A 24,760-nucleotide genomic window follows, 5' to 3' on the forward strand; every position below is an offset into this window, starting at 1 on the left:
AACTACATGGCACGTCAGGTCATTGATCTTGATACACCCCAGTCCGGTGGTGAGCGCGGGGATGCTCCCCGCGTTGCTTTCACCAAAGTAAATGAAAATTTCGCCGAGAACTACACATCACTTGCATTGCTGAAGAGCGCGTCGCGCGCAGATATCCTGGGAATTGTTTCGCAGTCAGGCGGTACTGCTACTGGTGCTGTGATGGAAAGGGGCAGCAACGCCAACGGATCCTACTGGCGATTTGCCAATGGCATGCAGGTATGCATAAGGGGATTCGGGCCTTTTAATCTGGCAACCGGCGCTGTCTACAACAGCGGGACGTTGACCTTCGCCGCTGCTTTCTCCGGGGCGCCGCAAGTTGCGCTGCACATCAACTGCAGCTTCCCCTATTACGTCACTGGTAACTGCGAGGGGGGGGTAACAGCGACCGCCGTCGCCGCTTCAATTCGCAACGGTTATACCGGGGCGATCAACGGTATCTACGCCGGAATCATTGCCGTGGGGAGTTGGTTCTGATGCGGATCACCATAATTGCGCAGAGGTCCGATGCGGAGCTCTCGGTCTCCTGTGCGGACGACGTTCTAACAATCAATGGCGAACAATTTGATTTCGGGCCGTTGCCTGACCACTGCGAGCTGCCTCACGGCGCTGTTGCATCCCCGTTTGTTGTTGGATCGGTCCGAAAGGAGAACGGCATTGTCTCCCTGGCGCTGGCTTTTCCCTATGCAGCAGACGAAGAGCCGTGGCAGACCTATACGATCGAGCTTGAATCAGGTGAGGTGAGCCGATGAGCAACATCGACTTCAATCGCGTGATCACCCCCGAGATAAAGCAGCGCGAGCTCCACGAGTCTCTCCTCACGGGCGTTTCGGGATGGCTAGATGACACTGTTAAGGCTCGTGGCTATGACAACATCGTGTCCTGCGTCAGCTACGCCAACAGCACTGACGCGCAGTTCCGTGCCGAAGCTGCAGCGGCAATTGCCTGGCGTGATGCGGTCTATCGGACGTTATACGAACTACAGGCAGCTCCCCCAGAAGGAGTGACGTCAATCGAGCAAGTCGTCGGCTTGCTGCCGAATCCTCAGAGCTTCGGTTGGCCCGCATGAGCATCCTCGCCGACATCCAGACCCTGGAGCCTGGCGCGCGTGTGACTTTGTTCGAACTGGATGCCACATCTCTCGGCGCCGACTCGCTGTTGTTCCACCCGCACCTGCAGTCCACACCGATCGTTTGGCAGGAGAGGCTCTACACGCCATGGCCGGTCGAAGCATCAGGTTTCGAGGTGACCAGTGATCAGCAGCCAACGCCCAGGCTGCGCGTTGGCAACGTGAACGGAACGATCGCTGCGCTCTGCCTGCTTTTCGACGATCTGGTTGGCGCGCGTGTGGTGCGTCGCCGGACGCTGACGAAGTACCTGGACGCGGTCAACTTCGCCGGCGGAAATGGAACGGCAGATCCGAACGAGCATTTTGCCGACGACATCTGGCTGATCGAGCGCAAGGTCTCCGAGGACAACGAGGTCGTGGAGTTCGAGCTGGTCTCCCCGGCGGACTTCGCAGGCGCGTACTTGCCGGGGCGTCAGATCCTCGCAGGCATGTGCGGGTGGCTTCTTCGCGGTGGCTACCGTGGACCGTATTGCGGATACAACGGCCCGGCTGTAGCGGACGCGAACGACCAACCTACAGACGATCCAGCGCGTGACGTCTGCGGGGGGAGGCTGGGCAGCTGCAAGCTGCGCTATGGCGCGAACAATCCGCTGCCCTATGGCGGCTTCCCGGCGGCAGGTCTCCTGCGCACCTGATCGCGCGGCCTCAAATTCAACTATCTCCGGCCCGCCACGTGCGGGCTTTTTCATGGGCGAGACATGGAACAGACGACCTTCGAGGCAATCAAAGCGCACGTTTCTGCGGAGTTCCCGCGCGAGGCTTGCGGCCTTGTCGTGGCCACCGCAGAGGGCGAGCGCTATATCCCCTGCCGCAACACCGCCGACACCGCGAGTGAGCACTTTCGGCTGCCTGGTGAGGACTACGCCGAGGCCGAGGACCAGGGCGAAATCCTGGCGCTGGTCCACAGCCACCCCAACGCGCCGGCAACGCCGAGTGACGCGGACCGGGTCATGTGCGAACTGAGCGAGCTGACCTGGCACATCGTCAGCGTCGGGCAGATCGACGGCGTGCCGGCGTGCGGCGATGTCCAGACAATCATGCCGAGCGGCTACACCGCGCCGTTGGTGGGCCGTCAGTTCGCCCATGGGGTGTTGGACTGCTACACGCTGCTGCGCGACCTCTACGCGCGCGAGCTCGGTATCCACCTCGGCAACTACGACCGCGCCGACAAGTGGTGGGACAGCGGCGGCGACCTTTACCTGCAGAACTTCGCCAAAGAGGGGTTCGCCGAGATCACCGATGAGCCGCTCCCTGGCGATGTGTTCCTGATGCAGGTTCGCTCACCGGTGATCAATCACGCCGGCATCTATCTCGGCGACGGCCAGATGCTGCACCACCTGCATGGCCGGTTGTCCGAGCGCGTGGTGTACGGCGGCTACTGGGCTGAGCGCACCGTCAAGGTGATCCGCCATCGCGACATGCAGGGCCGGCACGCTGCCGCATTGGAGAGCATCACGTGAACACCAAGATCCGCACCGTGCGGCTGTACGGCGTGCTCGGCGCGCGTTTCGGTCGCAGCTTCCGGCTGGCAGTCAGTAGCTCCGCAGAAGCGATTCGGGCGCTCTGCGTCCAGATCCCTGGACTCGAGCGCTTTCTGATGGAGTCGAAGGATCGTGGCATGGCCTTCGCTGTGTTCATCGGACGCCGGAACCTGCGGGAGGATCAGCTGGATGATCCGCCCGGTAACGACGAGATCCGCATCGCACCGATCCTCATCGGCTCCAAGAGCGGCGGCGTGTTCCAGGCCATCTTGGGCGTCGCGTTGATTGCGGTTGCTGCAATCGCAACTGGTGGTGTTGGCGCCGCCTTCGCGGCCTCAGGTGTGTGGGGTACGGCCGCTATGGTCGGTCTATCGCTCGCGATCGGTGGCGTCGCGCAGATGCTGGCGCCTCAGGCCAAAGGGCTTGGGACAAGCGAGCGACCCGAGAACCAGCCCAGCTACAGCTTCAACGGCCCGGTGAACACCCAGGCGCAGGGCAATCCGGTGCCGGTGGCTTACGGCCGTGTGTGGGCCGGTGGCGCAATCATCAGCGCGGGTATTTACGCGGAGGATCAGGCATGAACGCGATGGTTGATATCCGTGGCGCGAAGAAGGGCGGCAGCGCCGCGCGCCAGCCCGTGGAGTCTCCGGACAGCCTGCAGAGCATTGCTTACGCCAAGATCCTGCTCGCGGTGAGCGAAGGCGAAATCGGCGGGCCGGTGAACGGACTGCAATCGATCTACCTGGATGGGACGCCGCTGCAATCTCCGGACGGCAGTTTCAATTTCCAGAACGTGCGGGTGCAGATGCGTTCCGGCACGCAGGACCAGGAGAGCATCGCCGGCTTCCCGGATGTCGAGAACGAGATTGCCATCGGCGTGGAGCTGACCAGCGAAACGCCCGTGGTGCGTACCGTGTCCGGTGCCGAGCTGTCCTCGGTTCGTATCCGCGTCGCAACCCCGACGCTGCAAAAGACCGATACCAGCAATGGAGACATTACCGGCTATCGCATCACCTACGCCGTCGACATCGCGACCGATGGCGGCGCTTACTCGACAGTCCTCACCGACACGATTTCGGGCAAGACCACGTCGCTCTATGAGCGCAGCCGTACTGTCGATCTGCCGCCAGGGAGCCAGTGGCAGATTCGAATCCGCCGGCTGACGCCGAACGCGAACAGCAGCACGATCGGCGACGTGATGTACGTGCAGGCAATCACAGAGATCATCGACGCGAAGCTGCGCTATCCCAACACGGCGCTGCTGGCGATCGAGCTGGACGCAAGCCAGTTCCAGGCGATCCCGACTGTGGCCAGCGACAACGATGGCCGCATCATCCAGGTGCCGAGCAACTACAACCCAGACACGCGTAGCTACAGCGGGATCTGGGATGGCACCTTCAAGTCGGCATTGAGTGACAACCCGGCGTGGGTGTTCTTCGACATCGTCACGCAGGACCGCTTCGGCATGGGCAACACCATCCCGATGGCCTGGGTTGATCGTTGGCGGCTTTATCAGATTGCGCAGTATTGCGATGAGTTGGTGAGCGATGGCTTTGGCGGCATGGAGCCGCGCTTCACGTGCAATGTTTACCTGCAGACGAAGGCGGATGCGTGGCGCGTGCTGCAGGATCTGGCTGCCGTGTTCCGAGGCATCACCTATTACGCGCAGGGACAGGTGCTTGCCTCGGCCGACATGCCGATGGACCCGGTATACTCGTACACCAAAGGCAACGTGATCGACGGGAAGTTCACCTATTCGGGCTCCGCACGGAAGACTCGATACACGGTTGCGCTGGTGTCCTGGAACGACCCGGCCGACTTCGGTAAGGCCAAGGTTGAGCCTGTGCAGTACTTGCCGGGCATCGCGAAGTACGGTGTGCAAGAAGTTGAAGTGACAGCGTTCGGCTGCACATCGAAAAGCCAAGCGCAGCGCGTCGGCAACCACATCCTGCTGTCGAACAACCTGGAGACCGAGACAGTCAGCTTTGGCGTGGGCCTGGAGGGCACGATTGCTCAGCCGGGCCAGATCATCGAAATAGCGAACCCGGATCGGGCTGGGCGTCGCAATGGCGGTCGTATTCGGTCGTCTACCGGGCAGTCGGTGGTCATCGATGCGGTACCGGCAGATCTCGCACTGGGTGACAGCTTGCGCGTCCTCAATCCCAGCGAAGGCCGCAGCGAGTCGCGCACCATCACTGCGATCAATGGCACGACGATCACGGTCAGCGTGCCTTTCAGCGAACCCCCGCGCGCTCAGTCGGTGTGGCTGGTGGAGAACTCGGATCTGGCGCTCGAGACGTTCAAGGTGCTGTCTGTTGCCGAAGGGGAGGGCATCACCTACTCAATCACCGCGCTGAAGCATGTGCGTGGGAAATTTGCCTACATCGACACAGGTACAAAGCTTGAGTTGCCGCCGATCAGCGTCATCCCCCCGAGTGTGCAGCCCCCGCCGACCAACGTCCGGCTATCTTCGAACAGCTTCGTGGAGCAGGGTATCGCGCAGCATGTGCTCACGATCGCGTGGGATCCCGCCGATAAGGCGATCGCATACGACGTCGAGTGGCGCCGGGACGACATGGATTGGGTCAAGGCGGGCCGCGCGACCACGGCTAACCTCGATGTGCGGGGCATCTACGCCGGGCAGTATCTGGCGCGCGTGCGTGCGGTCAATGCCCTCAACGCGGTATCAATGCCGGCGCTGTCGGCGCTGACCGAGATCACCGGCAAGACCGAGCCGCCGCCGTCGCTGGCCAGCCTCACCGCAGCCGGCATCATCTTCGGCATCGACTTGGCGTGGTCGTTCCCGCAGGGAGCAGCGGACACCGAACGGACGGAAATCTGGTACGGCCCAGCCAACAACTTGGCCGGCGCGGTCAAGCTGGGCGACTTCGCCTATCCGCAGGCGCGGCACTCCATGCTAGGCCTGGCCGCCGGCGCGCGCTTCTTCTTCTGGGGCCGTCTGGTGGACCGCAGCGGCAACATCGGGCCGTGGTATCCGCTGACCAATGGCGTCATGGGTGAGAGCAGTACCGATGCCACCGCGATTCTGGAGTACTTGGCCGGCAAGATCAGCGTCACCGAGCTCGCGCAGGAGTTGCGCAAATCGATCGAATCCATCTCTGACCTTGTTCCGTTGGTCTGGGATCCGGAAGCCATCTACGCAAGCGGGCAGACCGTTGTGTATGCCGGGGTAATCTGGAGTTGGACAGGGGACGAGCCCGGCAACGAAGAGCCACCCGGTACGCGATGGAAGAACGTTGGCACGGCGATCGAGGAGGCTGGTGCAATTGTTGGTCGTGTCCAAGATATAGAGCTCAGGATCGACGATCCGGAAACAGGCCTGGCCGCAGTCGGTTCCCAGACGCGAGGCCTCGTCGCACGCTTCAGCTCCTGGTTCGCAGGCGATACGACGGGCGGGGTTGGCACTATGCCTGGATATGCCGGAACGATCAGCGTTGAGTCGGTTATTGCCAGTGGCGACTATGTCCAGGCAAAGCGCATCGATACCGTGCAGGCGTCGCTCGGCGAAACGAATGCCAGCGTGCAGCAGGTCTCTCAGACGGTTCTCTCGTTGAATGGCAAGGTGTCTGCCACTTACAGCGTGCGGGCGCAGATCACCAGCGCTGGTCAGATCTACATGGCCGGCATGGGCGTCGGCGTGGAGCAGCAAGCAGATGGCAGCTACCAAAGCCAGATCCTCATGCAGGCCGACCGCTTCGCGGTGATCAACGTGGCCAACAATGCGGTGACTTCGCCGTTCGTAATCCAGGGCGGGCAGACGTTCATCAACCAGGCGCTGATCGGCAATGCCTGGATCACCAATGCCATGATCGGCGACACCATCCAGTCGAATGGCGTAGGCGCGAATGGCCAACCTCGCTGGAAGCTGGACAAAAACGGCACGCTCTCGATGAACGGTGCGAACAACGGAGGCTTCATGACGCTCAACGAGCAGGCGCTGCGCTTCTGGAATGCGGCCGGCACCGTCGCTTTGTTCGAAGCCGGTGAGCTGCTCTGATGGCGCGCGGCATCCGTCAGCGAGATCCGACAGGCAACATTCTGATAGACATCTCCACGCGCATCACCAGCAAATTCGGAGTGGTCAGCATCGCGGCCGGCTCCAGCGGCTCGGTTGCCGTCCCGGCTCTTGGCACCAACGAGATTTATTTCTGGTTCTCCGCCAGCAGTAGCGCCCAGTTTGCCCAAGCGCCGCTGTTCACCGTGGACGAGCAGGCCGGCACGATCAGCTGGAACTACGGCGGAGGCAGCAACATGGGCACGCAGATCGGCGGCGTGCTCACATACGGGAGGTATTGAATGGCTCTTGGCGTGAGGATCCTTCCCGAGGGCGGGAACATCATCCAGATCGACACGCGCTACGAAAACCTCGCGTTGAAGCAGAAGGGCACCGTCACCGCTGTCGGTGCCAGTTCGGGTGGTGCAGCCCAGGGCATTGGCTTCGCCACTGTCACCGTTGGCGGTGGCAACTCTCCGCTGATCGCCGTCACCTGCGCCTCGTTCGTTGGCCTTCGCAATCGATCCCAGAACGGGAGCACTTTTACCTTCGAGCTTGTGTGCGAGACGGCCAATACGGAAATCCAGTACTACGTTTTTGACACGACCGATGTGGCGCAAATGGCCTTTGTCATGAGCAAAGGCGTGCGGTTCCGCGACCCGGCCACGGGCCGCGTTGCTTTCGACTCGCGTTACAAGTACATGCGGGTGATCGGACGCATGCGTGCCACCGCAGGGACTGCGCAAACTGACTTTCCAACCCAGGCTGACGGGGTAGCGATCGCGCTGGGGCACACAGGTGCTTCATACACCATCCTGAGCGGACTTATTGGGGGCGGTCCTCGCTGGTCGATGGATCGCCTTGCCTATGTTGCCGGGGTTCGTTACACGCTGGGAACGGCGTCAGCAAAGGGCATCAATACGTACTACGACCATGCCGAGGGCAACCAGGGCACTCCACCGGCGCCGCCCGGCACGTTCGGGACAATGCAGGTGGATTGCCTGCTGCTCAACGTCCGCAATTACTGAGCCGGCGTGATGCGCCGCACGCCGGTGCGGTCCTGGAACTTTATGCTCCAGGGGGTTATCAGGTAGCCGGGCCGGCGGTAATAGATGGCCGGCATGTGGTCCTCGCGCGCGTCCTTCGCGATGCCATTGACCAGCACATAGGGCGCGGCGGTCTTCGGCACCTCGCACCACTCCTTTCGCCCGTCGGTTTTGAGCGCCAGGGTGTAGGGGCCGGCGCCCTGGATCTGGCCGCACACGATGGTTCGGGAAGTCACCGAGGCTGCGCGGGCGCGCGGCGCGATCCGGGTGACGAATGCATCCAGCGTCTCGCCGGCGGTGGACGTTTCCTCATACAGCTGGACGGTGCGGTCGAAGTGGCTGGTTTCGCCAGCGGCGGCAGGGATGGCGACGCCAATAAGCGCCGCGGCGGCGGTGATCAGCAGTGCGTGCATTACGTTCTCCGAGTGTGCTGCGCCGGTCACTGCCGGCGGCCCGAGGTCATCTCGACGCAGGGCCAAGATGCATGGCCAGCACACGCAAAAAAACGTTCATTTGAGCTATGCCTGTACGGCGTGCCAGGTCGGAGAAATCCGACGCGGCTGTGCGGGCCATGCCGATATGGTGGATCCCATATCGCTGCCAATCTTCAGTTGCCGGACCCGGGACCGCTGGTCGCTCAACCCGGGAGCGCCTGAGCAGCGCCAAGCCGGTACCCTAGACGTAGCCTTGAAGGTCGTCATGTGTGAGCACGCCCAGACGATGGCCCCAGGACGTGACCAGCTCGACAATCACCGTTGCCTCGGCGGGGAACGCATACAGCAGCTCCGCTTCGAACTGGTTGAGCACTTCCAGCGGCTCGGAAGCGCACGCCAGCCGCTGCTGCAGCTGTTCGAAGAGGCTGGGGGTAGTGGTGTCCATGCGCGCAGTCTACGGCCCCCTGTCTCACGCCCTGAGACGGCCGTGCCGATACTGCGGGCATGGACAGAGCCCAACTCCGAACCCATCTGGAAAATCTCGATGCCGCGGTGCCGGCGCTGTTGAAGAGCAGCCCCGACCGTTGCCACTTCTGGCAGGCCTTTGCCGGCATGGCGGACGTCATTGAGGACGGCGCCATCACGGGCGAGGATGCCCAATTCGTCTCCCGGCGGCTCGATGAGATCTTGGTCTGGCATGGCCTCCAAGATACCGACCGCGACTGTTGAGAGGCGGCCATGTGTTACTCCGCGCAGATCCGAGCCGAGTTCAAAGAGTTCCAGCGGGCGTTCGGCGCCGTGATGGACATCGACACCTATGTGAAGACCTTCTGGTGGGGCGAGGGCGCCCAGGCGAGGCGGATCAAGGCCCCACGCGCGATGGTGCGTGAGCTGCTGGAGATCGGCCCGCCCGAGCTGCAGGAGAACCTTCGCGCAGCCGATGCGGCAGAGGCTGAAACGCTCACCCTTGAGATCTTCGACCAGAAGCGCCGTGTCGGCGATGCCGAGCGGGCGCTGCAGCTCAAGGAAACGAAGAAGGCGCGCGAGGACGTGCGCATCGGCACGAACAAGGTCCAGCAGGCCCAGCGGCGCCTCGATACGCTTAAGGGCACGCGCGGCCAGGACGACAGCCGCATATTCCCGGGCGTCTACTGCCCGGTGTTGGTGGTGGAGAACGGCCAGCGTGTCGCCAAGCCGATGCGCTACCAGTGCCGCCCGGCCGGCACGCCGGCGATGTACGACCGAAAATTTCCCGGCACCTATAACGCCCGCCGCGACAACTTGGAAGGGTTCTGGCGCCGGCAGTTCGGCTACACCCACGGGCTGATGGTGGCCGACCGGTTCTACGAGAACGTCGAAGGCCCAGACGGGCAGAACCAGCGTATCGAGTTCGTGCCGCGCACCGGCGAGCCGATGCTGGTGGCATGCCTCTGGTCGCACTGGCGCGATCCCGCAGGCGTCGAACCGGACCTGCTGTCGTTCGCGGCGATCACCGACGAGCCGGAGCCCGAGGTCGCCGCCGCCGGCCATGACCGGACGATCATCAACATCAAGCCCGAGCACGTCGACGCCTGGCTCAATCCTGACCCGGCCAATCTCCAGGCGCTATACGCCATCTTCGACGACAAGCGTCACCCGTTCTACGAACACCGGCTAGCAGCGTGACCAGCAGCAGCCACAACCAGGATAGATAGCCATGCCATCCCGATCTGCGCACCGCGCTGCGCTTCAGCGATCTAAGGAGCCGAGCGTCATTGCTCCCGAAGGTGTGACGCTGCCGCCTCTCCCTCCCAACATGAACTGGCACAACCCTGTCATCGGCGGGGACGTCGATCGAGGCGAATGGTGCCTTTTGCGTGTCGGTCCAGGAGGGGCAGATGTCCTGGCAAGGGTTCGGCGCAATGGGGCGAGTGAGGCCGATGTGTCCCTGATGATCGCCGGAAGCCCAGTAATACCGCCGCCTGTGACGCTGCCAATCGCTCAGGCTTTCGAAGTGGCGGCCGAGTTCGCGCGCAACTCGTCAAGGTAATCGGCCCATCGCTGCATCATGCGCACGCGCTCCGCGAGGTGTGTTGTGCGGTTGTAAGCCCGGCCGTTGGGATCCTTCACTGCGTGCGCCAGCTGGTGCTCAATGATGTCCGGCCGGAAGCCAAGGATCTCGTCAAGGATGGTGCGGGCAGTGGCGCGGAAGCCGTGGCCGGTCACCGTGCCTACCTCGTAGCCCATGCGGCGCAGTGCCGCGTTCACCGCGTTGTCCGACATCGGCCGCAGCTTCGTCCTGGTGCTGGGGAAGAGGTAGCGGCCGGCACCGGTGAGCCGCTGCAGGTCCGAGAGGACAGTCAGCGCCTGGCGCGAGAGCGGGACAACGTGGGGCTGGCGCATCTTCATCTTGTCGGCAGGGATATTCCACCTGGCGGCCTCGATGTCGAATTCCGACCACTCGGCCTGCCGTAGCTCGCCCGGCCGCACGAACAGTAGCGGCGCCAGTACCAGGGCGCAGCGCGTGACGTGGCTGCCCTTGTAGCCGTCCATGGCGCGCAGCAGCGGCCCCAGCTCATCCGGATCGGTCACTGCCGGCAGATGGCGCTCCGGTGTCGGCTTCAGCGCGCCGCGCAGATCCGCCACTGGGTTGCGGCTGGCACGCCCGGTGGCGATGGCGTATCGCATGACCTGGCCGCAGTTCTGCATGATGCGATGTGCCGACTCGAAGGCGCCGCGCTTCTCGATGCGTCTGGCCACCGCCAGGAATTCGGGCGCTTCCAGTTCCGCCGCCGGCCGCGCGCCGATGTAGGGGAACACGTCGTTCGTGAACCATCCGACGACCTTCACGCGGTACCCATCCACCCAGTTGCGCTTTTCCAGCCACTCGTTGGCGATCACTTCGAAGGTGTTGGCGCCGAGGATTGCACGCGCAGCCGTTGCTGCTTTCCGGTGCTCGCCTGGGTCGATGCCCTGAGCCAGCAGCTGGCGCGCGTCGTCCCGCCGCTGCCTGGCCAGTGCCAGCGGCACGTCTGGGTAGACGCCGATGGCCAGCCGTTTTTCCTTGCCGCCGAATCGATACTTCAGGCGGAACCAGCGCCCTCCCTTGGGCGAGAGCTCCAGATACAACCCGTCGCTGTCGTACAAGCGCTGGGTCTTCGCGGTAGGTTTGGCGCGGCGTATTGCGAGATCGGTCAGTGGGGGCATCTGGTCGGCAGGTGGGGGCAGGTGCCCCAAAATATGCCCCCACCGTCGCATAGCCTGATACGTTCACGTGCGCACTGCTCTGCACATAAAAAAGGCCGAGAACCCTGATTTTACGGGGGTTCCCGGCCTTCTCCGGATCTTCAAGATCCGCTCATTGGTGGAGGTGGGCGGAATCGAACCGCCGTCCGGAAGCACTCCATCCCCAGCACTACATGCTTAGCCCTCCGTTAGATCTCGTTCCCAGGCAGCACGGTTGGCAAAGCGCACCTGGAAACCAGCCTGCTTTATCTGACCGGTAGCTGACAGGCAGCCACTACCGATGGTTCCGTGATAATGACCCTACACCTACGAGCACGGGCACAAGTAGGTTCGGGGGTTCGCCTTAGGCGGCTGTAGAACTACAACTAAAGCCAATTAAGCGGCGATAGCGAAGTCCGAACCGTAGTTGTCATCGTTGGCAACTAAAAGTTTGCTGCTGGATTAACGAGGAAAGCTGCCCCCTCGGCATGCGCCAAGCGACTTCGCGACCCCCGTCGAAACCAGTGCACCCCCGGGGAAAGCAATAAAACGCTGACCGGGTCAGTGTAGGGATCGGCGCGCCCTGTCACAAGTGGTGAGATGCGCAACGCTTACAGTGGCTTCAGTCCCGTACCGAACGGAACAGTCTGCATACGAAGGAGCGAAGCGATGGCGACAGGCAAGCCCCCACGTTCGAAACCTGCACGCGCGCTGCCGCGCAAGGCGGCTGCAAGCACGCAACAACCGGCGCGGCCGCGCGCTGCGCGCGCGCAGCAGGCCGGGACCCAGGAGTCCACAGCGACCCGCGTGCAGGGCAAGGCGCGCACGGTGATCTACATCCATGGCATCGGCAACAAGCCGCCGGCCGATGTGCTGCGTTGTCAGTGGGACAAGGCGTTGTTCGGGCGGCCCATGGGCGAGCGCACGCGGCTGGCGTACTGGGTCAATCGCGAGCGGTATCCAGTGGCCGAGCCGGGCAATTGCGATGCGCGCGATGTGGGGCCGGCGCTCAATCAAAGCGTGCAGCGCGCCTTGAGTACGCTTGGCCTGGTGCCGGGCGAACAGGACCTGCACTTGTTGGCAGACGCGCTGGCGCAGAGCGAGCAGGAACGCACCGATCTGCATCGGCTGCTGGACGAGCTTCAGGGCACGTCCGTGTCCGGCAGCGTGCAGGCCAAGGGCGCCATCGATGCGATCAACCGGGTGTTGCTGCGGCTGATTTCGGCTGCATTGTTGCAGGATGTGCATGACCTGTTCTTCGTGCCGGAACGTGCGGCGTTGATGCGCGAGAGTCTGGCGCAGCGGCTGCGCGCAGGGGGCGGGCCATTCGTGGTGGTGGCGCACAGCCAGGGGTCGATGATCGCCTTCGATGTGCTGCGCCAGCTGAAGGCCGCCGATTGCGAGGTCAGTTTGTTCCTCACCCTGGGTTCGCCACTGGGCTTGCCGCAGGTGCGCAGCATGTTCAAGCGCTGGACTGGCACGCGCAAATTGCCGTTTCCCGAGTGCGTACAGCGCTGGATCAATGTGGCCGAAACGCGCGACCCGATCGCGCTGGACCCGGACCTCACCGACGACATCGCCAATGCCCAAGGACGTTTCGAGAACCTGGCCGCTGCGCGTTTGAACCCGGACTGGCAGCACAACCCGCATTCGGCTTCGGGCTATCTGTCCATTCCGCAGGTGCGCGCCGCGGTGCGCCAAGCCGTGGGTGTGGGCTTCGATCAGCCGGTGTCCAATGCAGTGCTGATCAAGGACCTCAGCGAGCAGCTCGAAGCGCATGGCCCTGAGTACCGGCACGATGTGCTGATCGAGCTGGATCGGCGCGTGTTGGGGAACGACCCTGCCGGTGTGCGCGCATTGCTGTTGCAGCATGTGCGCGAAGCCGCTGCGCGTACCACCGGCCTGAGCGGCGATGCGCTGGATGAGGCGATCGAGCTGGAAGACAGCCTGCAGCGTTTCGTGTCTGCGCGGCTGACCCGATTCGAGATCGAGTCGCTGCAGGATCGCTACCGCGCGTTGGGCTTTCGGCGGGTATGGCGCGATGCCGGAAAACGCGCGTTGATCCATGTGTCGGGCAATGTGCTGCATGCCGATGCGGCACGCACGGCGTATCGCGCACGCGGGCAGCAGATCGGTTGGGCGGTGATGGATACCGGCATCGTGGCCGATCACCCGCATTTTTTCGTCAAGGGTGAACGCGACACCGTGGTGGCACAGTGGGATTGCACGCGGCGCGGCGCGCCCAAACGGCTGACCCGCGCCGATGGCACGGCGTTTACCCGGCTCGATCGGCATGGCCACGGCACGCATATCGCCGGCATCATCGCCGGCCAGTGCCGCGCGTCGATCCCGGAGGCGGGCGGCACGCCCGGCCGTCCGCTGGAATTTTCCGGCATCGCGCCGGATACCCAGCTGTATGGCTTCAAGGTGCTCGACAATGCCGGAAACGGCCGCGATTCGTGGACGATCAAGGCGGTGCAGCAGGTGGCCGACATCAACGAGCGTGCCGGCGAGCTGGTCATCCATGGCGTCAATCTGAGCCTGGGCGGCTGCTTCGACCCGGAGAGCTACGGTTGCGGGTTTACGCCGTTGTGCAACGAATTACGCCGGCTGTGGCGGCAAGGCGTGCTGGTGGTGGTCGCGGCCGGCAACGAAGGCCTGGCCTGGTTGATGCGCAACGACGGTGACGCATATGCCGCCAACATGGATCTGTCGATCAGCGACCCGGGCAATCTGGAAGACGCCATCGTGGTCGGCTCAGTGCACAAAAGCAGCCCGCACAACTATGGCGTGTCGTATTTTTCCTCGCGCGGGCCGACCGCCGACGGCCGCAGCAAGCCGGATGTGGTCGCGCCAGGGGAGAAGATCCTGTCGGCCTACTACGACTTCGACCCGAACGACCCGACCAGCCTGATGGTGGAGATGAGCGGCACCAGCATGGCCGCACCGCATGTCTCCGGCGTGCTGGCCGGCTTCCTGTCGGCGCGCCGTGAGTTCATCGGCTTCCCCGATCGGGTCAAGCAACTGCTGCTGGATACCTGCACCGACCTGCAGCGCGACCGCTATGTGCAGGGCAGGGGAGTGCCGAATTTGATGCGGATGCTGGGAGCGACGTGATCCGGAGCCGTGAGTCGGGATTGGGGATTGGAGATTGGGGATTGGCAAGAGCGGTGTGGCTTAGCCTCGCCGCTCTGCAGGTGTGGATCGCAGGACAGCAGTGCAAAAGGCCACGCACAGCCGCTCTAACCAATCCCTAATCCCGAATCACCAATCCCCGCTCATCACGCATCGCGGTTATGCCGCCGCATCACGCGCTGCTTGTCGCGCTGCCAGTCGCGGTCCTTGGCGGCGTCGCGCTTGTCGTGATTCTGCTTGCCCTTGGCCAGGGCGATTTCCAGCTTGACCTTGTTGCTGCTCCAATACAGCGCGGTAGGCACCAGGGTGTAGCCTTCGCGCTCCACGCGGGTGAGCACCTTGTCGATCTCGGCCCGGTGCAGCAGCAGTTTGCGGTCGCGCCGTTCCACTGGCACCGTGTGGGTGGAGGCCTGGATCAGTGGCGTGATCTGTGCGCCGATCAGGTAGATCTCGCCGGAGCGCACATAGGCATAGCCGTCGACGATGTTGGCGCGGCCGGCGCGGATCGCCTTGACCTCCCAGCCCTGCAGTGCCAGGCCGGCTTCGTAGCGTTCTTCCAGGTGGTATTCGTGGCGCGCACGCTTGTTCAACGCGATGGTTTTCGTGGCCTTCGCGCCGTTTGCTTTATCCTTGGTCTGTTTCTTGCTCATCCGCCCATTGTCGCCGATTCGGTGTCGTCAAACGATCTTCCGTCTTTCACAAGTTAGCGAATGCCTACCATCCGTCGCAGCGCCCTGGTCGAACACAGCGCCTCCCGCATGTTCGATCTGGTCAATGATGTCGCCGCCTATCCGCGCCGCTTCGGCTGGTGCGACGCTGCCAATGTGCTCGAGCAGGACCAGGCGCACATCGTGGCGCGCCTGGATTTGGGGCTGGGGTCGTTCCGCACCTGGTTCACCACCGAGAACATCCTTGAACGCCCGGAGCGCATCGTCATGCACCTGCGCGATGGCCCGTTCAAGCGCCTGGAAGGCCTGTGGGAGTTCCAGGCGCTGGGCGAGGGCGCCTGCAAGGTGAGTCTGACCCTGGAGGTCGAAACCAGCTCGCGGCTGCTTGGCCCGGCGCTGGCGCTGGGGTTTCAGGGCCTGGCCGATCGCATGGTCAATGATTTCGTGCGCGTCGCCGACCGCGGCGACGTCTAGGTTGCGCAGCGGCATGCGCATCGAAGTCGTGCTGGCCTGGCCGGATCGCTACAGCTCGGTACACCTGGAATTGCCTGAAGGCGCAACGGTGGCCGAAGCCGTTGCCATGTCCGATCTGGCGGTGGAGCGGGCCCCCGCCGCGTATGCGGTGCACGGGCTGATCGCGCGGCCGGAGCAGGGGTTGCGCGACGGCGACCGGGTCGAATTGCTCAGGCCGCTGTTGCTGGATCCGAAGGAAGCCCGCCGCAGGCGTGCCGGACCAAGCAAGAAAGCCGGCCCCAACCGCTAGCGATTGCCAGCGCTGCGACGACGCAGACTCGCTGCAACGCCATCACTGCTGACGGCGTGTCTCGAAGAATCAGCCGTGTTGGTTGAGTTCGAACGAGCGCGCTTGGACTAAGACATGCGACAGACAGCACGATGGATCGGTCCTGGGAGTCAGCGCTGTAGAGTCACTGAAGCGCTCTGTTGGCATCAGGCAAAACGAAAAACGCATCCGTTCGAAGGGATGCGTTTTGGGTCCGATCAGGCGATCACGAGACCGCCCGGTAACCGCATCAACGGCCGCGTTGCTTCTTCTTGTCACGGGCCAGGTTGCGGCCAAACTGCTTGGGCGCGGCTTTGGCCAGTTGCTCGTCCTGCGACGGGAAATAGTCGCCTTCCCAGCGTGCGACCTGTTCGTTCTCGAAGAACACGGTGAAATTCTTGATCTCGGTACGCGCCAGACGGTCCACGCGCTGCGTGGAGGTGTAGTCCCAGCGCTGGGCATGGAACGGGTCGGGGATCGAGGGCGTGCCCAGCAACGCACTGACCTGCTGCTTGCTCTGGCCTACCTGCAGTTGCTCCACGGCGTTCTGTTTGATCAGATTGCCCTGGTAGATCGGCTGCTTGTAGATGATGCCGCAGCCAGCGGTGGAAAGAGCAATGGCGGCGACCAGCAGGAGATTACGCATCGGGGATTAAGTGCTGAGGAAATCACGCCGATGATACACTTCCGCCGGTCGCCGCGACCCGTTTGATGGCAGCTGGCGCTAAATCGCCAATGAACGGAGAACGTATGGAAACCCACGACCTGCGCAAAGTCGGGCTCAAGGTGACCCATCCGCGCATGCGGATCCTGGAACTGCTCGAACAGAAGAGCAATCAGCATCACCTCAGCGCAGAAGACATCTATCGCCAACTGCTCGATCACGGCGACGAGATCGGGCTGGCGACGGTCTACCGGGTGCTGACCCAGTTCGAGGCGGCCGGCCTGGTGCTGAAGCACAATTTCGAAGGCGGGCAGGCCGTCTACGAGCTGGACCGCGGCGGTCATCACGACCATATGGTGGACGTGGATACCGGTCATGTGATCGAGTTCGAGAGCGAGGAAATCGAGGCGCTGCAGCGCCAGATCGCCGCCAAGCACGGCTACGAACTGGAAGAGCACTCGCTGGTGCTGTACGTGCGCAAAAAGCGTCCGCGCTGAGCTGGGTGTCCCCATGCAGCCATGACCGTTACAAGGCGGCCCAGGCCGCCTTGTGCGTTCTGGGGGCGTGTTGGCGGATTCGATGCACGACCTTCCCCCATCAGCCTCGGGCACCTTCCCCCGCCAGCGGGGATAAGCAAGCCTTGTCGGCGAATGCTGGGGCTTGGCTGGCGGGGAGGGAGCGGGTCAGCTGAGCGAGGAAACCTCGCTGACGAGGGCCGGCAGTTGTCAGTGGAAAGGAGCCTCTCGCAAGCGGACGAAGGTTGCGGGGCCGCCCAGGTTGCCTGAGTGCATGGAGACGGCCTAGGGAAGCTCCACGTGGCCGATTGGTAGCGGCAACCTATGCATCCACAGCGTCGGTGGGCCACGCGTGATTACCGCTACCGGCGCACCGGCGCAACAGCACCAACAGTGCCGGCTGCCCTGATCAAGCCCTTCGCGCTGGCTTGCGAACGACCAGTCCCGCTCAGGCGCTCTGCAGCAGCTTGCGGGCGGCCGCGCGCGCTTCCTTGCTCACTTCCACACCACCCAGCATGCGTGCCAATTCTTCCTGGCGGGCCTGCGGGCCGAGCAGTTCGACCGCACTCTGGGTCATGCCGTCCACCGGCGCCTTGCTGACCCGGTAATGCGCGTGGCCCTTGGCGGCGACCTGCGGCAAGTGGGTAACGCACAGCACCTGGCGCTCTTCGCCCAGCGCGCGCAGCTTCTGCCCGACGATGTCGGCCACCGCGCCGCCGATGCCCGAATCCACTTCGTCGAACACCATGGTGGGCACGCTGTCCAGGCCCAGCGCCGCCACTTCGATGGCCAGCGAAATGCGCGACAGCTCGCCGCCGGAGGCGACCTTGCGCAAGGCGCGCGGGGGCTGCCCGGCGTTGGCGGCGACCAGGAATTCCACCCGTTCGGCGCCATTGGGGTCCGGCCGGGGGCTCTCGTGCGGCTGTAGCTGGATCAGGAACTGCCCGCCGCCCATGCCCAACTCGCCGATCAGCGCGGTGGTCGCGGCCGACAACGCCTCGGCGGCGGCGGTGCGGCTGTCGCTGAGCACGCCGGCCGCGCTGCGCCAGGCGCCGGTGGCGGTTTCGATGTGCTTGTCGAGCTGCTGCAGGCGCTCGTCGGCGCCGCGCAGGCTCTCGACTTCGGCGCTCAGGTGGTCGCGATGCGCGGACAGTTCGTCCGGCGTGACGCGGTGTTTGCGGGCCAGGTCGTGCAGGCGGCCGAGGCGGCGCTCCATCGCCTCGAACTGGGCCGGGTCGGCCTCCAGGTCGTCGCGCACACGGTCGAGCAGGGCCAGCGCTTCCTCGATCTGGATCACGGCGCTGTCCAGCAGCGCGTCCACTTCGGCCAGCCGCGGTTCGTGTTCGGCCACGCGCGACAAATCGTGGCGGCTGTCCTGCAACAGGCCCAGGGCACTGGCGCCGTCGTCGCCGTTGAGCTGCTGGGCGACGCTGTCGCAGGCACCGATCAGCGCGGTGGCATGGGCCTGGCGGCGGTGATTGACGTCCAGTGCGGCAATCGCGGCCGGGTCCAGGTCCTCGCGCTCCAGTTCGGCCAGTTGGTGTTCCAGAAAGCCGATCCGGTCGGAGACATCGCCCTGCGCGGAGAGCGCATCGCGCTCGTCCAGCAGCGCCTGCCAGCGCTGGCTGGCCTGGCGCACCTGCTCGCGCTGGGCGCTGTTGCGGGCGTAGGCATCGAGCAGGGCGAGCTGGCTGTGCCGGGCCATCAGCGCCTGGTGCTCGTGCTGGCCGTGGATTTCGACCAGTCTCGAGGCCAGTTCCGCCAGTTGCGAGGAAGTGACCGGGCGGCCGTTGATCCACGCGCGCGAGCCGCCGTCGGCGCGGATGATCCGGCGCAGCTGGCATTGCGCCTCGTCGTCGAGTTCGTTGTCGGCCAGCCAGCGCAGCCCGGGATGCTCGGCCGGTAGCTGGAATTCGGCCGACAGTTCGGCGCGCTCGGCGCCATGACGGACCACGCCGCTGTCGGCGCGCAGGCCGGACAGAAAGCCCAGCGCGTCCACCATCAGCGACTTGCCGGCGCCGGTTTCGCCCGATACCACGGTCATTCCCGGCCCGAATTCCAGTTCGGTGGCACGGACAACGGCGAAATCCTTGATCGAGAGGTGTCTGAGCATGAGGTCGAGTGTGAACGCTTTGGGGAAGCTTAGGGTGGCAGGGGCAGACGGGGAATCGGACGCTTGCCATCCCCGGGGCCAGACATTATCTATGCGCTGTCTCACCGGATGATCCCATGCGCGCGTCCCAGTCCCCAATGCTCGACCCTCGCGCCCGCCAGTTGCTGCGCACCCTGATTGCGCGCTACATCCGCGACGGCGAGCCGGTGGGCTCCAAGACGCTGGCCCAGCATGCGGGGCTGGACGTCAGCCCGGCCACCATCCGCAATATCCTGGCCGACCTGGAAGACGTCGGCCTGCTCAGCTCCCCGCATACCTCGGCCGGACGCGTGCCCACTGCGCATGGCTACCGGGTGTTCGTCGACAGCCTGGTGCAGATGCAGCCGCCTGGCGAAGAGGAAGTCCGCCGCCTGCGCGCGGAGCTGGCCAGCGGCAACGGCACGCAATCGTTGCTGGGCAGCGCCTCGCAGATGCTGTCGGCGATGAGCCACTTCGTCGGCGTGGTCAGCGCGCCGCGCCGCGAGCAGTTCGCGTTCCGGCATATCGACTTCGTGGCGCTGGATGCGCGCCGCGTGCTGGCGATCCTGGTGTTTGCCGACAACGAGGTGCAGAACCGCGTGATCGAGCCGCGCCGCGCTTACGAGCCGGCCGAGCTGGAACGGGTGGCCAATTACCTCAATGCGCAGTTTGCCGGGCGCGCGCTGGCCGACATCCGCGCCTGCCTGCTGCGCGAGCTGCGCATGGCCAAGAGCGAGATGGAACAACTGCTGGCGCACAGCGTGGACCTGGCCAGCGAGGCTCTGGTACCGGCCGATGCCGAGGACATGGTGATGGCCGGGCAGACCCGGCTGATGGGCGTGCAGGACCTGTCGGATCTGGATCGCCTGCGCGAACTGTTCGAGGCCTTCGCCAGCAAGCGCGAGATCCTGCAGCTGCTCGAGCGCACCATCCAGGCGCCGGGCGTGCGCATCTTCATCGGCGAGGAAACCGGCATGGTGTCGCTGGAAGACGTCTCGCTGGTCACTGCACCTTACGCCGCCAATGGCCAGGTGCTGGGCGTGCTGGGGGTGATCGGGCCCAAACGCATGGCCTACGACCGGCTGATTCCGCTGGTGCAGACCGCCGCCGACGTGCTGGGCGCGGCCATGGAGTCGCCCGGTACGCGATAACCGGCATCGATCGGCGCGATGCTTTGCTTGAAACGCGCGCGGGCGCCCATATACGGGGTGACGTTGGGGCGGGCGTTCCGCTTGCCCGGGAACTGCATATGAACCAAGACCACCCCGAATTCGACTCCGAAGACCTGTCCCAGAACCCGCCCGAGACCGATCCGCTCAAGGCCGAGATCGAATCGCTGCGCAGCGAGATCGCCCTGGTCAAGGCCGATGCCCTGCGCGAGCGCGCCGACCTGGAAAACCAGCGCAAGCGTATCGCCCGCGACGTGGAAAACGCGCGCAAGTTCGCCAACGAGAAGCTGCTCGGCGAGCTGCTGCCGGTGTTCGACAGCCTGGACGCGGGACTCACCGCCGCCGGCACCGAGCCCAGCCCGCTGCGCGATGGCCTGGACATGACCTACAAGCAATTGCTCAAGGTGGCCGCCGACAACGGCCTGACCCTGCTCGATCCGGTCGGCCAGCCGTTCAACCCGGACCAGCACCAGGCGATCAGCCAGGGCGAGGCCGAGGGCGTTGCGCCGGGTCACGTCGTGCAGGTGTTCCAGAAGGGCTACCTGCTCAACGATCGCCTGCTGCGCCCGGCCCTGGTGGTCGTGGCCAAGCACGACTGAACCGCAGCGCCGGCTGAACTGCCAGGCGCAGGCACGAAACACAGATGTGCGCCGGTGGCTTGAACACCTGCGCACCACCCCCACATCTCAGCCAGACCCGGCGTCGCCGGACACAGCTACAGAATCATCAGGAGCGTATCCATGGGCAAGATCATTGGTATTGACCTCGGCACCACGAACTCGTGCGTGTCGATCATGGACGGCGGCAAGGCCCGCGTCATCGAAAACTCCGAGGGCGATCGCACCACGCCTTCGATCGTCGCCTACACCAAGGACGGCGAAGTGCTGGTCGGCGCCTCGGCCAAGCGCCAGGCCGTGACCAACCCGAAGAACACCTTCTACGCGGTGAAGCGCCTGATCGGCCGCAAGTTCACCGATGGCGAAGTGCAGAAGGACATCTCGCACGTGCCGTACGGCATCCTGGCGCACGACAACGGCGATGCCTGGGTGCAGACCAGCGATGCCAAGCGCATGGCGCCGCAGGAAATCTCCGCGCGCGTGCTGGAAAAGATGAAGAAGACCGCCGAAGACTTCCTCGGCGAGAAGGTCACCGAAGCGGTGATCACCGTGCCGGCGTACTTCAACGACAGCCAGCGCCAGGCCACCAAGGATGCCGGTCGCATCGCCGGTCTGGACGTCAAGCGCATCATCAACGAGCCGACCGCCGCAGCCCTGGCCTATGGCCTGGACAAGAACGGCGGCGACCGCAAGATTGCCGTGTACGACCTGGGCGGCGGTACCTTCGACGTGTCGATCATCGAGATCGCCGAAGTCGATGGCGAAAAGCAGTTCGAAGTGCTGGCCACCAACGGCGACACCTTCCTGGGCGGCGAAGACTTCGACAACCGCGTCATCGAGTACCTGGTCGACGAATTCAACAAGGACCAGGGCATCGACCTGCGTAAGGATCCGCTGGCGCTGCAGCGCCTGAAAGACGCCGCAGAGCGCGCCAAGATCGAGCTGTCGTCCAGCCAGCAGACCGAAGTGAACCTGCCGTACGTCACCGCCGATGCGTCGGGCCCGAAGCACCTCAACATCAAGTTGACCCGTGCCAAGCTCGAAGCGCTGGTGGAAGACTTGGTCAAGAAGTCGATCGAGCCGTGCCGCACCGCGTTGAACGACGCTGGCCTGCGCGCCAGCGACATCAACGAAGTGATCCTGGTCGGCGGCCAGACCCGCATGCCGAAGGTGCAGCAGGCGGTTGCCGATTTCTTCGGCAAGGAACCGCGCAAGGACGTCAACCCGGACGAGGCGGTGGCCGTGGGTGCGGCGATCCAGGGCGGCGTGCTGGCCGGCGACGTCAAGGACGTGCTGCTGCTGGACGTGACCCCGCTGTCGCTGGGTATCGAGACCATGGGCGGCGTGTTCACCAAGATCATCGAAAAGAACACCACCATTCCGACCAAGGCCTCGCAGACCTTCTCCACCGCCGAAGACAACCAGTCGGCCGTGACCGTGCATGTGTTGCAGGGTGAGCGCGAGCAGGCCCGCTTCAACAAGTCGCTGGCCAAGTTCGACCTGTCCGGCATCGAGCCGGCGCCGCGCGGCATGCCGCAGGTAGAAGTGTCCTTCGACATCGACGCCAACGGCATCCTGCACGTGTCGGCCAAGGACAAGAAGACCAACAAGGAACAGAAGGTCGAGATTAAGGCCGGTTCGGGTCTGTCGGACGAAGAGATCCAGCGCATGGTCGCCGACGCGGAAGCCAACCGCGAAGAAGACAAGAAGTTCCAGGAGCTGGTGCAGGCCCGCAACCAGGCCGATGGTCTGATCCACGCCACCCGTACCGCGATCACCGAGCATGGCAGCAAGGTCGGTGGCGATGTGATCGGCAAGGTGGAAGCGGCGCTGTCGGATCTGGAAACCGCCATGAAGGGCGACGACAAGGCGCAGATCGAAGCACGCACCAAGACGCTGGAAGAAGCCGGCCAGTCGTTGTACGCAGCAGCTGCGGCGGCAGAGCAGGGCGGTAACGCCGATGCGGCCAGCGGCAACGCACAGGCCTCCAAGGCCGCCGACGACGTGGTGGACGCCGAGTTCACCGAGGTCAAGGACGACAAGAAGTAAGCCGTGATTTGGGAGTCGGGAGTGGGGATTGGCAAGCGCTAAAGCTTGCCGATTCCCGTCCCGATATCCTTAACGCGTCGCGTCGCCAGGGCGGACCAGCACACGCTGTCCGCTTTTGCGTTTCAACGAATCTCAAATCACGAATCCCGAATCCCGGCTTATGAGCAAACGCGATTACTACGAAGTGCTGGGCGTTGCCCGTGGCGCCAGCGACGAGGAGCTGAAGAAGGCGTACCGGCGCTGTGCGATGAAGCACCACCCGGACCGCAATCCTGGCGACGCGGCTGCCGAAGCGGCGTTCAAGGAATGCAAGGAAGCCTACGAGGTGCTGTCCGATGGCAATAAGCGGCGCGCCTACGACGCGCACGGCCATGCGGCCTTCGAGCACGGCATGGGCGGTGGCGGTGGGCCGGGTGGCCCGGACATGGGAGATATCTTTGGCGATATCTTCGGCAATATTTTCGGCGGTGGCGCCGCCGGTCCGCGCGCTGCGCGACGTGGTGCCGACGTGGGTTACGTACTGGAACTGGATCTGGAAGAAGCCGTCGCCGGGATCGAGCGCCGCATCGAGATTCCGACGCTGGTCGAATGCGCGCCCTGCCACGGCAGCGGTTCGGAAGACGGCAAGGTCGAGACCTGCGGCACCTGCCATGGGCGCGGCCAGGTGCGCATCCAGCGCGGCATTTTCGCCATGCAGCAGAGCTGCCCGCATTGCGACGGGCGCGGCACGCTGATCCAGAACCCCTGCAAGACCTGCCACGGTGCCGGTCGCGTGGAAGAAGACAAGGTGCTGTCGATCAAGGTGCCCGCCGGCGTGGATACCGGCGACCGGATTCGTCTTGCAGGCGAAGGCGAGGCCGGCCCGGCCGGCACGCCGCCGGGCGATCTGTATGTGGAAGTGCGGGTGCGCGAGCATGCGATCTTCCAGCGCGACGGCGACGATCTGCATTGCGAGGTGCCGATCCGCATTTCGCAGGCCGCGCTCGGCGATACCGTGCGCGTGGCGACCCTAGGCGGCGAAGCGGAGATCCGCATCCCGGCCGAGACCCAGACCGGCAAGTTGTTCCGTCTGCGCGGCAAGGGCGTGCGTTCGGTGCGCAGCCGTAGCGAAGGCGATCTGTATTGCCGCGTGGTGGTGGAGACCCCGGTCAATCTCACCGCCGACCAGCGCGAACTGCTGCAGCAGTTCGAAGCGACGTTCACCGGCGAGGATGCACGCAAGCATTCGCCCAAGTCGGCCACCTTCATCGACGGCGTCAAGGGGTTTTGGGATCGGATGACGTCCTGACCCAGGCGGCGTGATGTCACGATGGCCCGGCGTGCGGCTTGCTGCGCGTCGGGCTCTTTTTTTGGGTTGTCCCGAAGGCTGCCCGCGATGCGGCCGACGCGTTGAAGTTGCGGACGCAACGCGATGTCAGCGTGAGAATTGCCGGGGCAGCTGCGCGCGTTTCAGTAGCGCCACTGCGAGATCTCCAGCGACATCTCCGCACATCGCACGTGTGTGTTTGACGCGTCGTCATTGCCTTCAGACGCAGCACGCTGTCGCCCGCAACGCGAGGCAACGCCAGTCCTTGATCGTGCAGTTCGGCCATTGGCCTGCAGCATCGGTCGAGCGTCTTTTGGCGTCTCACCTTGCTCAACGAGCGTACTGCCACTCACGCTGCGCCGGCGGGCTTGGGCATC

Annotated in this window: 25 protein-coding genes and 1 other RNA gene; 19 read left to right on the forward strand and 7 right to left on the reverse strand. The window is 64.3% G+C overall.

The window, feature by feature from the left end; genetic code table 11:
- The first annotated feature begins 6 nt into the window (after nt 1-6).
- From AC1POX_RS08390 to AC1POX_RS08430, 9 genes are all read left to right on the forward strand, one after another.
- Nucleotides 7-516, forward strand: a complete 510-nt coding sequence (locus AC1POX_RS08390; protein WP_372356984.1) for a hypothetical protein — start codon at nt 7-9, stop codon at nt 514-516.
- Nucleotides 516-791 carry a hypothetical protein gene (locus tag AC1POX_RS08395; protein ID WP_372356985.1) on the forward strand — a complete coding sequence of 92 codons (276 nt, stop codon included), beginning with the start codon at nt 516-518 and terminating at the stop codon, nt 789-791. The genes AC1POX_RS08390 and AC1POX_RS08395 overlap by 1 nt, the downstream gene beginning before the upstream one ends.
- Complete coding sequence (locus AC1POX_RS08400; protein WP_372356986.1) at nt 788-1,108, forward strand: hypothetical protein; 321 nt, start codon at nt 788-790, stop codon at nt 1,106-1,108. The genes AC1POX_RS08395 and AC1POX_RS08400 overlap by 4 nt, the downstream gene beginning before the upstream one ends.
- The gene (locus AC1POX_RS08405) at nt 1,105-1,803 is read left to right on the forward strand and encodes a phage minor tail protein L (protein WP_372356987.1); all 699 of its coding nucleotides are present in this window, start codon (nt 1,105-1,107) and stop codon (nt 1,801-1,803) included. Before AC1POX_RS08400 ends, AC1POX_RS08405 begins: the two co-directional genes overlap by 4 nt.
- 63 nt (nt 1,804-1,866) lie before the next feature.
- On the forward strand, nt 1,867-2,628 hold the full coding sequence (locus AC1POX_RS08410) for a C40 family peptidase (protein WP_372356988.1): 762 nt from the start codon (nt 1,867-1,869) through the stop codon (nt 2,626-2,628).
- Complete coding sequence (locus tag AC1POX_RS08415; RefSeq protein ID WP_372356989.1) at nt 2,625-3,230, forward strand: tail assembly protein; 606 nt, start codon at nt 2,625-2,627, stop codon at nt 3,228-3,230. Before AC1POX_RS08410 ends, AC1POX_RS08415 begins: the two co-directional genes overlap by 4 nt.
- Nucleotides 3,227-6,667 carry a TipJ family phage tail tip protein gene (locus AC1POX_RS08420; protein WP_372356990.1) on the forward strand — a complete coding sequence of 1,147 codons (3,441 nt, stop codon included), beginning with the start codon at nt 3,227-3,229 and terminating at the stop codon, nt 6,665-6,667. The genes AC1POX_RS08415 and AC1POX_RS08420 overlap by 4 nt, the downstream gene beginning before the upstream one ends.
- Entirely contained in the window at nt 6,667-6,966 is a 300-nt protein-coding gene (locus tag AC1POX_RS08425) for a hypothetical protein (protein ID WP_046932045.1), read from the forward strand. Before AC1POX_RS08420 ends, AC1POX_RS08425 begins: the two co-directional genes overlap by 1 nt.
- A gap of 12 nt (nt 6,967-6,978) precedes the next feature.
- Nucleotides 6,979-7,692 carry a hypothetical protein gene (locus AC1POX_RS08430; RefSeq protein ID WP_372356991.1) on the forward strand — a complete coding sequence of 238 codons (714 nt, stop codon included), beginning with the start codon at nt 6,979-6,981 and terminating at the stop codon, nt 7,690-7,692.
- Here the strand turns inward: AC1POX_RS08430 and AC1POX_RS08435 are convergent.
- Together AC1POX_RS08435 and AC1POX_RS08440 are read right to left on the reverse strand one after the other, a co-directional pair.
- Nucleotides 7,686-8,123 (reverse strand): hypothetical protein, encoded by a 438-nt coding sequence (locus tag AC1POX_RS08435; RefSeq protein WP_372356992.1) that lies wholly within the window; start codon nt 8,121-8,123, stop codon nt 7,686-7,688. The genes AC1POX_RS08430 and AC1POX_RS08435 overlap by 7 nt on opposite strands.
- 262 nt (nt 8,124-8,385) lie before the next feature.
- Nucleotides 8,386-8,589: a hypothetical protein gene (locus tag AC1POX_RS08440; RefSeq protein WP_372356993.1), complete on the reverse strand. Its 204-nt coding sequence runs from the start codon at nt 8,587-8,589 to the stop codon at nt 8,386-8,388.
- Nucleotides 8,590-8,648: 59 nt separating this feature from the next.
- Between AC1POX_RS08440 and AC1POX_RS08445 the strand changes: the two genes are divergently transcribed.
- Both AC1POX_RS08445 and AC1POX_RS08450 read left to right on the forward strand, forming a co-directional pair.
- Nucleotides 8,649-8,873, forward strand: coding sequence for a hypothetical protein (locus AC1POX_RS08445; protein WP_102256204.1), 225 nt, complete (start codon nt 8,649-8,651; stop codon nt 8,871-8,873).
- A gap of 9 nt (nt 8,874-8,882) precedes the next feature.
- A complete protein-coding gene (locus tag AC1POX_RS08450) occupies nt 8,883-9,809 on the forward strand; it encodes an SOS response-associated peptidase family protein (protein ID WP_372356994.1) in 927 nt (308 codons plus the stop codon).
- A 315-nt stretch (nt 9,810-10,124) separates the two neighbouring features.
- Here AC1POX_RS08450 and AC1POX_RS08455 read toward each other — a convergent pair whose 3' ends face one another.
- Both AC1POX_RS08455 and ssrA read right to left on the reverse strand, forming a co-directional pair.
- Nucleotides 10,125-11,381, reverse strand: coding sequence for a tyrosine-type recombinase/integrase (locus AC1POX_RS08455; RefSeq protein ID WP_372356995.1), 1,257 nt, complete (start codon nt 11,379-11,381; stop codon nt 10,125-10,127).
- A gap of 104 nt (nt 11,382-11,485) precedes the next feature.
- Nucleotides 11,486-11,882, reverse strand: a transfer-messenger RNA (tmRNA) gene (gene ssrA, locus AC1POX_RS08460).
- A 135-nt stretch (nt 11,883-12,017) separates the two neighbouring features.
- On the opposite strand from ssrA, the gene AC1POX_RS08465 reads away from it, so the two are divergent.
- On the forward strand, nt 12,018-14,465 hold the full coding sequence (locus AC1POX_RS08465) for a S8 family serine peptidase (protein ID WP_372356996.1): 2,448 nt from the start codon (nt 12,018-12,020) through the stop codon (nt 14,463-14,465).
- Between the two features lie 164 nt (nt 14,466-14,629).
- On the opposite strand, the gene smpB is transcribed toward AC1POX_RS08465, so the two are convergent.
- Nucleotides 14,630-15,133, reverse strand: a complete 504-nt coding sequence (smpB, locus tag AC1POX_RS08470; RefSeq protein ID WP_005913721.1) for an SsrA-binding protein SmpB — start codon at nt 15,131-15,133, stop codon at nt 14,630-14,632.
- 60 nt (nt 15,134-15,193) lie between these two features.
- On the opposite strand from smpB, the gene AC1POX_RS08475 reads away from it, so the two are divergent.
- On the forward strand, nt 15,194-15,625 hold the full coding sequence (locus AC1POX_RS08475) for a type II toxin-antitoxin system RatA family toxin (RefSeq protein WP_008577248.1): 432 nt from the start codon (nt 15,194-15,196) through the stop codon (nt 15,623-15,625).
- A 1-nt stretch (nt 15,626) separates the two neighbouring features.
- Entirely contained in the window at nt 15,627-15,914 is a 288-nt protein-coding gene (locus AC1POX_RS08480) for an RnfH family protein (protein WP_008577246.1), read from the forward strand.
- A 268-nt stretch (nt 15,915-16,182) separates the two neighbouring features.
- On the opposite strand, the gene AC1POX_RS08485 is transcribed toward AC1POX_RS08480, so the two are convergent.
- Nucleotides 16,183-16,578 (reverse strand): outer membrane protein assembly factor BamE, encoded by a 396-nt coding sequence (locus tag AC1POX_RS08485; RefSeq protein WP_008577244.1) that lies wholly within the window; start codon nt 16,576-16,578, stop codon nt 16,183-16,185.
- Nucleotides 16,579-16,682: 104 nt separating this feature from the next.
- Here AC1POX_RS08485 and fur point away from each other — a divergent pair, with 104 nt between their 5' ends.
- A complete protein-coding gene (gene fur / locus AC1POX_RS08490) occupies nt 16,683-17,093 on the forward strand; it encodes a ferric iron uptake transcriptional regulator (protein WP_005988392.1) in 411 nt (136 codons plus the stop codon).
- A gap of 466 nt (nt 17,094-17,559) precedes the next feature.
- On the opposite strand, the gene recN is transcribed toward fur, so the two are convergent.
- Nucleotides 17,560-19,224, reverse strand: a complete 1,665-nt coding sequence (gene recN, locus AC1POX_RS08495) for a DNA repair protein RecN (protein ID WP_372356997.1) — start codon at nt 19,222-19,224, stop codon at nt 17,560-17,562.
- A 137-nt stretch (nt 19,225-19,361) separates the two neighbouring features.
- On the opposite strand from recN, the gene hrcA reads away from it, so the two are divergent.
- The 4 genes from hrcA (at nt 19,362) to dnaJ (ending at nt 24,365) form a co-directional block, all read left to right on the forward strand.
- Nucleotides 19,362-20,393, forward strand: a complete 1,032-nt coding sequence (gene hrcA / locus AC1POX_RS08500) for a heat-inducible transcriptional repressor HrcA (protein ID WP_008577240.1) — start codon at nt 19,362-19,364, stop codon at nt 20,391-20,393.
- A 98-nt stretch (nt 20,394-20,491) separates the two neighbouring features.
- Nucleotides 20,492-21,010 carry a nucleotide exchange factor GrpE gene (grpE, locus tag AC1POX_RS08505; RefSeq protein ID WP_003483633.1) on the forward strand — a complete coding sequence of 173 codons (519 nt, stop codon included), beginning with the start codon at nt 20,492-20,494 and terminating at the stop codon, nt 21,008-21,010.
- Nucleotides 21,011-21,151: 141 nt separating this feature from the next.
- The gene (gene dnaK, locus AC1POX_RS08510) at nt 21,152-23,077 is read left to right on the forward strand and encodes a molecular chaperone DnaK (RefSeq protein ID WP_011346955.1); all 1,926 of its coding nucleotides are present in this window, start codon (nt 21,152-21,154) and stop codon (nt 23,075-23,077) included.
- A 160-nt stretch (nt 23,078-23,237) separates the two neighbouring features.
- The gene (gene dnaJ / locus AC1POX_RS08515) at nt 23,238-24,365 is read left to right on the forward strand and encodes a molecular chaperone DnaJ (protein ID WP_008577236.1); all 1,128 of its coding nucleotides are present in this window, start codon (nt 23,238-23,240) and stop codon (nt 24,363-24,365) included.
- The last annotated feature ends 395 nt before the right edge of the window (nt 24,366-24,760 follow it).

It is taken from the genome of Xanthomonas sp. NCPPB 3442 (assembly GCF_056725145.1).